Source organism: Arthrobacter sp. GCM10027362, from assembly GCF_042679445.1.
Lineage (GTDB): Bacteria > Actinomycetota > Actinomycetes > Actinomycetales > Micrococcaceae > Crystallibacter.
On sequence record NZ_JBHTML010000130.1, the window covers coordinates 1 to 12,502 of the forward strand.

Consider the following 12,502-nt stretch of genomic DNA (forward strand, 5'->3'; position numbering starts at 1 on the left):
GGACGTGCTCGGCACCGGCTGGTTCGCCGCCGTCGCGGCCGAGGCCGGCCCCGGCAAGACGGTTGCGGTCGTCGGCGACGGCGCGGTCGGGCTGCTCGGCATCCTGGCCGCCAGCAGGCTCGGCGCCGAGCACATCATCATAATGAGCCGCCACCCCGACCGCCAGGCCCTGGCGAAGCGGTTCGGCGCCACCGACATCGTCGAAGAACGCGGGGACGAGGGCGTGGCCAAGATCAAGGAGCTCACGAACGGGCTCGGCGCACACTCGGTCATCGAGGCCGTCGGCACCCAGGAGTCCATGATGCAGGCCATCCGCGCCACCCGGCCCAGCGGCCACGTCGGCTACGTCGGCGTCTCGCACGACGTCTCCCTCGACGGACTCGAGCTCTTCTTCTCCGGCATCCACCTGCACGGCGGGCCGGCACCGGTGCGCCGCTTCCTGCCCGAGCTGATCGACCTCATCATGAGCGGCGAGATCAACCCCGGCGAGGTCTTCGACCTCACCCTGCCCCTCGACCAGGCCGCCGAGGGGTACAAGGCCATGGACGAGCGCCGCGCCACCAAGGTCCTGCTCACCCTTTGACACCACCGCCCGGTTCCGGCCCTTTCCTGCGGGAAAGGGCTTTCTATCCCCCTTCGCAACAACCCAAAGGAGAACACCATGTCCGCCGTCAACGCCTATGCAGCCCCCGCCGCGGCCGAGCCCCTCGTGCCGACCACGGTCGAACGCCGTGAGGTCGGGCCCCGCGACGTGCTCATCGAGATCAGGTATGCCGGCATCTGCCACTCCGACATCCACACCGTCAACGGCGACTGGGGGCCCCAGCCCTACCCCTGGTGCCCGGCCACGAGATCGTGGGCATTGTCGCCGGGACCGGTTCCGAAGTCACCGGCCACCGGGTCGGGGACCGGGTCGGCGTCGGCTGCATGGTCAACTCCTGCGGGCAGTGCACCAACTGCCGCAACGGGGATGAACAGTACTGCCTTCAGGGCATGGTGCCCACCTACGGAGGCACCGACCGGGACGGCACCATCACCCAGGGCGGCTACTCCACCCACGTGGTGGTCGACGCCGGCTTCGTCCTGCGCGTGCCCGAGGGCATCGACTTCGCCGCGGCCGCGCCGCTGCTGTGCGCGGGCATCACCACCTACTCCCCGCTGCGCCGCTGGGGCGCCGGCCCCGGCAGGAAGGTCGCCGTCGTCGGCCTTGGCGGGCTGGGGCACATGGCGGTGAAGATCGCCCACGCCCTGGGCGCCGAGGTCACGGTGCTGTCGCAGTCGCTGAAGAAACAGGAGGACGCGCTGCGGCTGGGCGCCGACCACTACCGGGCCACCGGCGACCCGGCCACGTTCGAACAGCTCGCCGGTACGTTCGACCTGATCCTCAACACCGTCAGCGCCCGCATCGACGTCGACGCCTACCTGGGCCTGCTTGCGGTGGACGGCACGCTCGTCAACGTCGGGGCCCCGGCGGAGCCGCTGAGCCTCAACGTCTTCTCGCTCATCGGCGGCCGCCGCGCCTACGCCGGCTCAATGATCGGCGGCATCGGCGAGACCCAGGAAATGCTCGACTTCTGCGCCGCACACGGCATCGGCGCCGAGATCGAACTCATCCCGGCCGAGAAAATCAACGAGGCCTTCGACCGGGTCCTGGCCTCCGACGTGCGCTACCGCTTCGTCATCGACAACTCAACGCTGGTCTGACCCCCGGCCGCACTCTGACCTGCCATACCGGGAACGCCCTGCCAGCCGGGTCGGGGCAAATTGGACACCCGGGGTGGCGCCGGCCGTCCCTCCGTGTCCTGCCTACGACCTGCCGGGAGGCTTGCCCGCAGACCAGTCCGCGGCACCGGCGGGACTTCCGATCGGGCCCGGGTGGAGGCAGAAGTCCCGGAACGCCTGGGCCCGGCGGGTGAGCCGGGCCTGGGGGACGCTGGCGATCACGACGTAGGCGGGCGGGACCGGGTCGCTGATGGGAATGGCGACGACGTCGTGCGTCCAGTGCGCGGGGGTGGCCCCGGGGGCTTGGGAGATCATGGAATAACCCATGCCTTCCTGCACCAGGGACCTGATGTGGTCGAAGTTGCCGGAGTTGAAGCGGATATTCGGGGTCACCCCGGCAGCTGCGAACGCCTGCATGATCAGCGGACGGGCGGGCGAGGTCTTGATCATGATGAAGGGATCCCCGGCAACCTCCTGGAGGGACACCTCGGACCGTGCCGCCGAGGGGTGCTCCGTGGAGACCAGGATGTGGGGCACGGGCTGGTATACAACAGCGCGTTCCAGCCCCGCTGGCAGGTCATAGTCGTACATGATCGACAGCTCGATACGGCCGTCGAACAGGGCGGCCTGCAGTTCCGCCTGCCCGCCCTCGAGGAAGTCGACCTCGACGTCGGGGTGGCGGTTACGGAACCTGTGCAGCAGGGGCGGCAGGACCGCGGGGGCGATGGTGTCAAAGCATCCGACGACGAGCCGTCCGCTGAGCCGGTTCTGCAGGGTCCCGGCACGTCCGCCGAACTCCTCGGCGTTACGGACCAGCCGGCGGGCCTCGGGCAGCAGGGCCCGGCCGGTGTTCGTCAGTTCCAGGCCCTTGCCGCGGCGGCGGATGAACAGCTGCACCCCCAGGGCGGCCTCCAGCTCGGTCAGGGCCGCCGACATCGAGGACTGGTTCATGAAAAAGCGTTCGGCCGCAGCGGAGGTGGTGCCCGCTTCGGCCGCACCGACGAAATAAGTGAGCTGCTTGAGGGTGAAGTTCGCCAACACGTTCCCAGTGTAGAGGCCTTATTGATTTCACCGCTGAATCTGAGTGCTTATGGGACTTTGTGCCCCTAATGTGTGCCCGGTCATACTCGTGGAGACCGAACGGCCGGAAGCCCGGCAGAAAGGACACACGATGTATGACGACACCACCGCACACAGCGGGTCGCCTGCTGTGACGACGACGGAACCTGGCGGCCCGGCGGCCGGGTTGTCCCGCCGGTCCCGCCGCTGGGTGGACGAAGAAATTGCCCGGCTCGACCCCGAGACCGACTACGAGCGGATCGTGCACCTGATCGCGGAGTACAAGCTCAACGACTTCGTGATGAACCTGAACTACGCCACCGGATTCATGGCCAACACTGTGCCGCCGGGAGGCTCCGACGCGATCGCCGGGACCGGCAAGGCCGACAGCAAACCCCAGACCCGGTACCTGGACACCGTGAAGTTTTTCTGGCAGTGGTTCTTCGACGGCCCCTCCCACCCGGACGTGCAGGCATCGCTGAAGCGGCTCAACCGTCTCCACGCCCACCTCTACGACAAGTTCCCGCAATCCTTCAGGGACAACGACGAGTGGCTCTTCACGGTAGCGAACCTTGCCTGCGGCGCGGACCGGATGCGCGACCTGGTCGGGGCTCCCCGCCAACCGCGCAACGTGCAGATCGCCTGGCACCACTTCTGGCGCGACATCACCGCCCAGATGACCGGACCGAACGGACAGGTACATTCGTACCCGGACAGCTACGAGGGTCTGCTGGAGTTGGCGGAGGACTACGAGCGGCGCCAGTACGAGTACACGCCGACAGGTCGGCAGGTGTGCGAGGCAATGATCAGGCAGTTCAACGAACGGTTCCTGCCCCGTCCCTTGCACCGGGTCGGCCGGACCCTGGTGCTTTCCTTCGCGTCGCCGGCGGTCCGGAAGCGCCACGGGATGGAGGACCCCAACCCTGTCGGCAGATGGATATTCCACCGCATCTTCCAGGTCATCTTCTTCGCCCAGGACCACTTCCTGCCCGATCCGAAGACGCCCACCTCCGAGGTCCTGCAGTCGCCGAAGTACCAGGCCTGGCGCAAGGACGTCGTCCAGCAGGAGCGCGCCGCCAAGGCCGCCTGACCGCCACCAGCCACCAGCTATCAGCCAAGAGAAGGAACTGACTTTGGACATTGTTGATCGTGCAGAACGTGCCCGCCCCGATTTCGAGGCCGCCATCGGCAGCGAGTGGGTGCTGGACGGTGAAGTCCTCGCCCGGGAGTTCAGCGACCCCTACGACAACCTGGAGCAGCCGCGCAGCCGCGGCTCCTACGTGCTGCAGCCCGGAAACGTCGAAGAGGTCCGGGAAATCGTCAGGATTGCAAACGAACACAAAGTGCCGCTCTGGACCGGGTCCCAGGGCCGCAACAACGGCTACGGCGGCTCCGCTCCACGCCTGGCCGGTTCCATCATTGTCAACCTGCGCCGGATGAACCGCGTCCTGGAAGTGAACGAGACGTTCGGCTACGCCGTCGTCGAGCCGGGCGTCAGCTTCGCCGAGCTCAACGCGCACCTGATCGAGAACGGCTACGCACTGTGGACCGACGTGCCGGACCTGAGCTGGGGATCGGTGATCGGCAACACGCTGGAGCACGGCGTCGGCTACACCCCCTACGGGGAACACGCCGACCAGGTCTGCGGCATGGAAGTCGTCCTGCCCGACGGGGACCTGGTGCGCACCGGGATGGGTGCGCAGGCCAACAGCCGAAACTTCCACACCCATCCCCGCGGCTTCGGCCCGCGCCTGGACCAGATGTTCATGCAGTCCAACTTCGGGATCGTCACGAAGATGGGCCTGTGGCTGATGCCCCGCCCCGAGGCCTGGCGGGCCGTGTGGATCCACTGCGAAACCGACGAGAGCTGCTACCAGCTCATCGACGCCATCCGCCCGCTGCTGATGGACCGCACCATCACCAACCGGGTCACCATTATGAGCCTCATGGCGGTCGTGCCCACCCAGTCCGTCAAGAAGGACTGGCACGAGGGGAAGGAGCCGGTCAATGACGAGGTCCGCGCCATCATGCGCGAGCGGTTCGGGCTGGGCAACTGGAACGCCCGCATCGGCCTCTACGGGACGCCCGAGCTGATGGACGTCCAGCAGCGCCTCATTGAACAGGCCATCGCCCACATCGGCGGGGCACGCCTGGTGGCCCGCGAATACCCCGGCGACGCGCGTGTGGAGGACGTGTTCCCGCCCGACCAGGCCATGGCCGGCATCCCGAACATGGACCTGCTCAACTTCCTCAACTGGTACGGGTTCGAGCACACCGGCCACGTGGCGTTCGCCCCGATCTCCCCGCTCACCGGCGACGACGGGCGGACGCTCCACAACATCCTCGAGCGCCACTGCGGCCAGGGACTGGGGCGCGATTTCGGCGAGGCGTTCGCCCTGACCGCCCGCAGCATGCAGCTGTTCGCCCTGGTCCTCTACAACGCGGGTGACACCAACGACATCGACCGGACCTTCGAGGCAACGGCGGCGATGATCCGGGAAACTGCCGCGCTCGGCTACGGCGAATACCGGGGGCACCTGGAGTTCATGGACCTGATCGCCGAACAGTTCGACTTCAACGACCACGCGGGGCGCCGGCTCAACCAACGCCTCAAGGACGCCCTGGACCCCAACGGCATCCTCTCCCCGGGACGCCAGGGTATCTGGCCCACCGCGTTCCGCCCGGCCAGCGGCGCCCTGACCACCGCCCGGCCTCCGCTGCCGGCGGCTGCAGCGGCCGATGCCGACTGAAACACCCGACGACCCTGAACAGGAACAACACCCATGACCAAAACCACCCTTGAATCCGCCGCCACCTTCGCCGGCCAACCCGTGAACCTGCAGTACATCGCCGGTCAATGGCGGGAGGGATGCTCCGCCAAAATCTTGACCGACACCAACCCCTACGACGACACGGTGCTGACCACCATCCGCCAGGCCTCGGCCGAAGACCTGGACGATGCCTACCGGGCAGCCGAGCAGGCACAGAAGGACTGGGCCGCCCGGTCACCTGCCGCCCGCGCCCGCGTGATGATGCGTGCGGCACAACTACTGGAAGAGCGCCGCGACGAGATCACCGACTGGCTCGTGATGGAGTCCGGCTCCGCCATCGGCAAGGCCCGGGTCGAAGTCTCCCTGGCCGCCGGGATAACCCTGGAGGCATCCTCCTTTCCGACCCGTGTCCACGGACGCATCCTCGAATCCAACTCCCCCGGCAAGGAGAACCGCGTCTACCGCAAACCGCTGGGCGTGGTCGGGGTGATCAGCCCCTGGAACTTCCCGCTGCACCTGTCCCAGCGCTCGGTGGCTCCGGCCCTGGCCCTGGGCAACGCCGTGGTCATCAAGCCCGCCAGCGACACCCCGGTGACCGGCGGGCTGATCCTGGCCCGGATCTTCGAGGAGGCAGGCCTGCCGGGCGGGGTGCTGAGCGTCGTCGTCGGCGCCGGCTCCGAGATCGGCGACGACTTCGTGTCCCATCCGGTGCCGTCGCTGATCTCCTTCACCGGCTCCACCCCGGTGGGCAAGAACGTCGGGCGCCTGGCCACCGGCGGCGAACACCTCAAGCACGTGGCCCTGGAACTGGGCGGCAACAGCCCCTTCGTGGTCCTGGCCGACGCCGACCTGGACGCGGCCGTGCAGGCGGCCGTGACGGGCAAGTTCCTGCATCAGGGACAGATCTGCATGGCCGTGAACCGGATCATCGTCGAGGCCCCGGTCTACGACGAGTTCGTTGAGCGCTTCCGCGCCGCCGCCGCGGCGGTGCCCTTCGGCGACCCCGCAGACCAGCACACCCTCGTCGGCCCCGTGGTCAATAACAGCCAGCTGGAGACCCTTCGGACCAAAATCGAAACGGCCCGGGCCGAAGGCGCCCGCGTGGTCCTGGACGGACAGATCCAGGGACGGGTCGTGCCCCCGCATGTGTTCGCCGACGTCACCCCGGGTATGGAGATCGCCCGCGAGGAAATCTTCGGACCCCTCGTCGGAATCCTGAAGGCCGACGACGAGGCGCACGCCCTTCAGCTGGCCAACGCGCACGTCTTCGGCCTTGCCAGCTCCGTCTTCACCCAGGACCTCGACCGCGGGGTCCGGTTCGCCCAGCAGGTGAAGGCCGGGATGACCCACGTCAACGAGATGCCCGTCCAGGACGAGGCCCACGTCGCGTTCGGCGGCGAACGGAACTCCGGTCTGGGCCGCTTCAACGGCGATTGGGCCATCGGCGAATTCACCACCGACCACTGGATCGGCATCAAACGCCTCTGAACGGGCAACAGCCGGTGGCCGGGGCCGGGGGGAGATCAGGGCCCCGGCCACCGGGGAGGCCGTCGGCCGGGTGGCCGGGCCCGGCGCGGCCGAGCTGTTCCGGCCACGCGTCCGTACCGGGCAGAGCTCCGGTTAGGCGATTTCCGGAGCATTTCACCCGGACACCGCCGGGCTCAACGCATCGGTTTGACTACCATTGCCGACCCGCCCCCGCGCCTCACGGGCTCGGCCGCGGCGACCATGCGCCCGTCGGGCAGGAACTCGATTGCGGTCGCCGCACCGATCTCCGCGGCGGAGCTGAACGCGTCCCCCGCCGGCGTGAGCTTGTGGCCGTATGGTGCCAGCCGGCTTCCGTACGCCGTGATGAACTCCGGCTCGGCCGTGACGCTGGGGGTGTTTCGTTGCGACGCACGCGGCGCCGCGATCGCCTCCGGGATGTCCATCCCCAGATCCACCCGGTTCAGGATCGTCTGCAGGACGGTGGTGATGATTGTCGAGCCACCCGGCGAGCCGAGCGCGAGGAAGGGCTTGCCGTCCTTGAGGATGACGGTCGGCGACATCGAGGAGCGGGGGCGCTTTCCCGGATCGATCCGGTTCGGGTCGGCCGGGTCATACACGGTCGAGAAGTCGGTCAGCTCGTTGTTGAGCAGGAACCCGCGGCCGGGCACCACAATGCCGGATCCGCCGGTCTGCTCGATCGTGAGCGTGTACTCGACCACGTTTCCCCACTTGTCCGCGACCGTCAGGTTGGTCGTCGAGACGTTCTCGGTGTCCTTCTCGTCAGCCGGCGGCGCAGCGGCAGCCGGGCACACGCCGTCGTACGAGGACACCTCCCCAGGTGCGACCGGCTTCACCGCCGCCCGCCGCGGGTCGATCTGGCACGCGCGCTCCTTGCCGAACAACGGGTCGGTGAGGGCGGCGGTGGGGACCTGGACAAAAGCAGGGTCGCCCACGTACTTGCCGCGGTCGGCGAAGGCAAGCGCGCTCGCCTCGAGGTAGTGGTGCAGGGCGCCGGAGGCGGACATTTCGGAAAGGTTGAACGTGTCCAGGATGTTCAACGCTTCGCCGACGGTGGTTCCCCCGCTGCTCGACGGCGCCATGCCGTAGACATCCAGGCCGCGGTAGTCCACGTGTGTCGGTGCCTGATCCAGGGCACGGTAGGTGGCGAGGTCCGCCGCCGTCATGTGGCCGGGCGGGACGGGCAGGGTGGTGGTGGCTGTCTTCGGCGGATCCTGGACGGTGGCCGCGATCTCCGCCGCGAGCGGCCCGTGGTAGAAGGCGCGGGTGCCCTGCTTCGCGAGGAGCCGGTACGTCTTGGCGAGGTCGTGGTTCCGGAAGATACTGCCGACGGCGGGTGCGTCGCCGCCCGGGAGGAAGAGGCTGCTCGTCGAGGTGAAGGCCGCGAAGCGGACCTTGTTGTCGAGGGTCTGCTGGCGGAACGTTTCGTCGACCTCGAAGCCGCGGGTCGCGACGTTGATGGCAGGCTTGAGGGCATCGCCAAGGCTCAAAGTTCCCCAGCGGTCGAGTGCGCGTTCCCAAGTGGCCGGCGTGCCGGGCACGCCTACGGAGACGCCGCTGGTGACAAGCTCCGGTGTGAAGCGGTACGGCTTGCCGGTCGCCGGGTCGATGAACGCATCGTGCGGCATCGCTGCCGGTGCCGTTTCACGGCCGTCGATGGTGCCGACTTGGCCGGTCTTCGCGTTGTAGAACACGAAGTAGCCGCCACCGCCGATCCCGGCGCTGTACGGCTCGGTCACGCCCAGAGTGGCGGCTGCAGCGACGGCGGCGTCCACCGCGTTGCCGCCCTTGCGGAGGACTTCGATCGCCGCTGCGGATGCCTCCGGGTCCACGGTACTTACCGCGCCGCCGTACCCCGTGGCGGTCGGGGTCTTTACGGCCTGCCGCTGATCGGCGAACGCGGGGCTGATAACGGCGCCGCTGGTCACGCTTATAGCCAGAGCCGCCGTGATGGCAGCGAGCCGGCGTCTCACATATGACATGGTCGCTCCGGAGTGAGGGGATACGGGTTGCCGATTGGGCCACGCTACTCCCCGTGGTGCGGCCACTCAATACTGCGGTGCGTTACGAGGGGAACAGGATGGTAACCGCATGTCCTGCCCGATCAGCGCACCGATTCACGAGGTCGTCCGGCAGAGGCGGATCCTGTAACGACGGCTTGAGCCGATACAGGGCCGCTGAGCCTGGAATGCCATGCTGCCGCGATTTGCGGATTCAACTTGCGGGCGGGCTTTCGGGGCGAGAAGCCCTGAGGCCAGGCACGCCAGGACGCTGAACACCCCTACTTCTCCGGGCGCAGTTTGGCCTGCTCCACGAGTTCGGTGATCCAGGGCCGGTGTCCGCGGTGGAGGACCATGCCCTCGGGCAGGTTATGGACCGTGGCGCTGGTACCGGCCGCATCGATGGTGACCGGTCCGGCGCCCGTGGGTGCGTTGGTGATGTGCAGGTCGCCGAAGGACTCCGGGAGCACCGGGTCCAGCCACAGGCCGCCCAGGGAGACGTACGCGTCGTAGCGCATCAGGTTGGTCACCAGGAGGATCGGGGTGGTGGCGGCCCAGGCCTGCGGCGAGCACGCGGTCGGGTAGGGCACCGGGACGGCAAACTGCTCCCGGTCAAAGCCGCAGAACAGTTCCGGCAGCCTCCCGTCCGAGTAGTCGGCCGCCTCCAGCAGGGCCGTGGCGATCCGCTGCGCCTCTGCCACGAAGCCGTAGCGCAGCAGGCCGGCTGCGATCAGCGCGTTGTCGTGCGGCCAGACCGAGCCGTTGTGGTAGCTGGCCGGGTTGTAGGCGCCCATGTCCGTGGCCAGGGTGCGCACGCCCCAGCCGCTGAACATTTCCGGGGACATCAGCCGCCCGGCCACCAGCGGGGCCTTGTCCTCGTCGACCAGGCCAAACCACAGGCAGTGGCCCATATTGGAGGCACACGCGTCCACCGGGCGCTTGTCCCTGTCCAGGGCGATAGCGTAGTAGCCCTTGTCCGGCAGCCAGAACTGCTCGTTGAACCGCCGCTTCAGCCGCGCCGCGCGGTCCCGCAGCTCGGCGGCCAGTTCCACGTCGCCGGCGTCGTAGGCCATCCAGGCCCGGGCCATGTACGCACCGTGGACGTACGCCTGCACCTCGCACAGGGCGATGGGCGGCTCGGCCAGGGTGCCGTCGGCGAAGTTGATCCCGTCCCAGGAGTCCTTCCAGCCCTGGTTGACCAGCCCCTGGTCGTTCAGGCGCTGGTACTCCACGAACCCGTCGCCGTCGCGGTCCCCGTAGCGCTCGATCCACTCGAGGGCACGGTCCGCGTGCGGCAGCAGCGCGGCAATGGTCTCAGCGGCAAAGCCCCAGCGGCTGACGGAACCCAGTGCCATCACAAACAGCGGCGTCGCGTCGACGCTGCCGTAATAGGCGGACTTGCCGCCCAGGGACAGGCCGCCGGAGACACCGAGCCGGACCTCGTGCAGGATCTTGCCCGGCTCCTCCTCGCTCATCGGGTCCACCACCTGGCCCTGGCGGTCGGCCAGCGTCTGCAGGGTTCCCAGGGCCAGGGACGGATCCACCGGCAACGCCATCTCCGAGGCCAAGAGCGAGTCCCGGCCGAACAGGGTCATGAACCAGGGCGCCCCGGCGGCCACCACCACCCGGTCAGGGTGCTCCGGGTCCTCGATCCGCAGTGCACCCAGGTCGTCGTAGCTGCGCCGCAGGGTCCGTTCGATCGAGCGGTTGCCCATCCGCACGACCGGGATCCTGGCCACCCACTCCTGCCGGCGCCGGTCCCGCGGGGACATTTCGTCCGGAGCAGGATGGACAAACGGCGCCACAGGGCTCTTGCCGTCAACAGTGGGCACCACGCTCAAACGGATGCTCCAGTGCCCTTGCGCCGGGATCACTACAACGCGAGTCAGGGCTTCGGCTGTGGCATTGGCGCCGTCGGCGGTAATGACGACGCCCTTGTGGACATCCTGCCACGCGGCCCGGATGGTCAGCGAATCACCGTCGGGCTGCCGCGTCTCGTCCCACTGCCGCTGGATGCGCGCTTCCTTCACCTCGAAGAGGTCCGCGAAGTCCGCCTCGACATTGAGGCGAATTTCGCATTCAACCGGTTTCAGGGAGTAGTTGCGGACCGTGACCTGCTCCAGGATGCCCGCCCCCACCTCGCGCTGCCGCTCCACGAGCAGCGGGCTGTCCGCATAGCCGTCCGAGCGCGGCACCCGGCCGGCAAACAGCGCCCGGTAGGGCTCCTTCGTCTCCGCCGCCAGCGGCTCCACGGGCTGGCCGTTGACCGTCAGGTTCCAGCGGGACAGGATGCGCGTGTCCTGATGGAAAACACCGTGCGGCAGCTCGGGATGGATGTCCCCGTTCGCCGAGGAAATGCAGAAGGACGATCCCTCCACCAAGGTCACCGTCCCGGCACCCAGCGGCCCGGCAGCTGTGTCAGCATTCCATCCAGCCATTTCCGGCTCCTCCACGCGGATCGGCATGATGCGGCAGCGCGCCCGTTTACTGCCAGGCACATTCGCCGACAGGTTCCCGGCGCTTCGTTCACCGCTCTAATCGACGCTACGCCTGTCTGTTCCCGTGAACCAGAGCCAGCGAGGGCCGATGCCTCAGTGTCCTTAGTCGGCATGGTGTTGCCGCTCCCCCAAGTAGGGCATGCATAACCCTTACCGGAACCCTTGCCAAACGATGTGAAACCGGCCACAATGGGATACGTTCATAAAATGAACACCACGTTCAAAATAAATAAGCAGGGAGACGATGGGAATCTCCCCGCCGGATGCTTCCCAAGACCACAGTTTCCCTCAAGAGCAATACGCCAGGAGCACACCATGAGCACCATGCACCGCATTCTTGCCAGCGCCTTCGGACGTGCCCGCCGGACGGTCCCCGTCAATTGTCCGGCCGCACCGCAAACAAGCAGCCCACATCAGGCCGACGGTTCCGGAACCCTGACCTGCGCGCCGTGGATGGGACTCTATTTCGAAGACCATGACCTGGCCTGATCAGGTCTCCGAGGACCTCCCTGTGCCGACCTTTGCCCAAGCCCATACCAACGTTGTCACCTTGGAAGTAATTGAAACGGCACGGCATGTCCAGCCCGCGGCACGCCGCCGGGATTTTGCGATGATCATGAGCGCCACTGCCGGCGATCCACTACACCAATTTCCGGTTGGGAAGAACCGGGCCGTCACCGTCCCGCTGGATTGCGACGAGGGTTGCTCGTTCTGCTCAGGGCCGGAGACGGACTGAGCTCCAGCACGGAATTCCGCCATTCCCAAGCCCAAATATCCACCCGCAGCCAGACAATAAGAAAGATCAGCAGATGACGCAGACCACGACCGAAGGCACAAACACCGCTTGGAACACGGAAGGGGCGGGCTGCAAGTCGGCCGGGCATGTGATTGTGGACTCGCTGGCCGCGCACGGGGTGCAGCGGACCTATGTGGTGCCGGGTGAGAG

Annotated in this window: 8 protein-coding genes and 1 pseudogene; 6 read left to right on the forward strand and 3 right to left on the reverse strand. The window is 67.6% G+C overall.

The annotated features are described in order from the left end of the window. The coding region (locus tag ACFQ36_RS16080; protein ID WP_377015326.1) for a zinc-binding dehydrogenase at positions 1-583 on the forward strand (583 nt) is incomplete at its 5' end. A gap of 78 nt (positions 584-661) precedes the next feature. Continuing rightward, a pseudogene (locus ACFQ36_RS16085) lies at positions 662-1,704 on the forward strand (NAD(P)-dependent alcohol dehydrogenase). A gap of 102 nt (positions 1,705-1,806) precedes the next feature. On the opposite strand, the gene ACFQ36_RS16090 reads toward ACFQ36_RS16085, so the two are convergent. Beyond that, on the reverse strand, positions 1,807-2,760 hold the full coding sequence (locus ACFQ36_RS16090) for a LysR family transcriptional regulator (RefSeq protein WP_377015328.1): 954 nt from the start codon (positions 2,758-2,760) through the stop codon (positions 1,807-1,809). 133 nt (positions 2,761-2,893) lie between these two features. Between ACFQ36_RS16090 and ACFQ36_RS16095 the strand changes: the two genes are divergently transcribed. The 3 genes from ACFQ36_RS16095 to ACFQ36_RS16105 are packed head-to-tail and all read left to right on the forward strand — an operon-like array spanning position 2,894 to position 7,040. Beyond that, entirely contained in the window at positions 2,894-3,871 is a 978-nt protein-coding gene (locus ACFQ36_RS16095; RefSeq protein WP_377015330.1) for an oxygenase MpaB family protein, read from the forward strand. Positions 3,872-3,914: 43 nt separating this feature from the next. Further along, positions 3,915-5,531: an FAD-binding oxidoreductase gene (locus tag ACFQ36_RS16100; protein ID WP_377015332.1), complete on the forward strand. Its 1,617-nt coding sequence runs from the start codon at positions 3,915-3,917 to the stop codon at positions 5,529-5,531. A 33-nt stretch (positions 5,532-5,564) separates the two neighbouring features. Further along, complete coding sequence (locus ACFQ36_RS16105; protein WP_377015334.1) at positions 5,565-7,040, forward strand: aldehyde dehydrogenase family protein; 1,476 nt, start codon at positions 5,565-5,567, stop codon at positions 7,038-7,040. 173 nt (positions 7,041-7,213) lie between these two features. On the opposite strand, the gene ggt is transcribed toward ACFQ36_RS16105, so the two are convergent. Both ggt and ACFQ36_RS16115 read right to left on the reverse strand, forming a co-directional pair. Continuing rightward, positions 7,214-9,040, reverse strand: a complete 1,827-nt coding sequence (gene ggt, locus ACFQ36_RS16110) for a gamma-glutamyltransferase (protein ID WP_377015336.1) — start codon at positions 9,038-9,040, stop codon at positions 7,214-7,216. 299 nt (positions 9,041-9,339) lie between these two features. Next, positions 9,340-11,496, reverse strand: a complete 2,157-nt coding sequence (locus ACFQ36_RS16115) for a glycogen debranching N-terminal domain-containing protein (RefSeq protein ID WP_377015338.1) — start codon at positions 11,494-11,496, stop codon at positions 9,340-9,342. Between the two features lie 375 nt (positions 11,497-11,871). Between ACFQ36_RS16115 and ACFQ36_RS16120 the strand changes: the two genes are divergently transcribed. Continuing rightward, positions 11,872-12,045 carry a hypothetical protein gene (locus ACFQ36_RS16120; protein ID WP_377015340.1) on the forward strand — a complete coding sequence of 58 codons (174 nt, stop codon included), beginning with the start codon at positions 11,872-11,874 and terminating at the stop codon, positions 12,043-12,045. Positions 12,046-12,502: the final 457 nt, after the last annotated feature.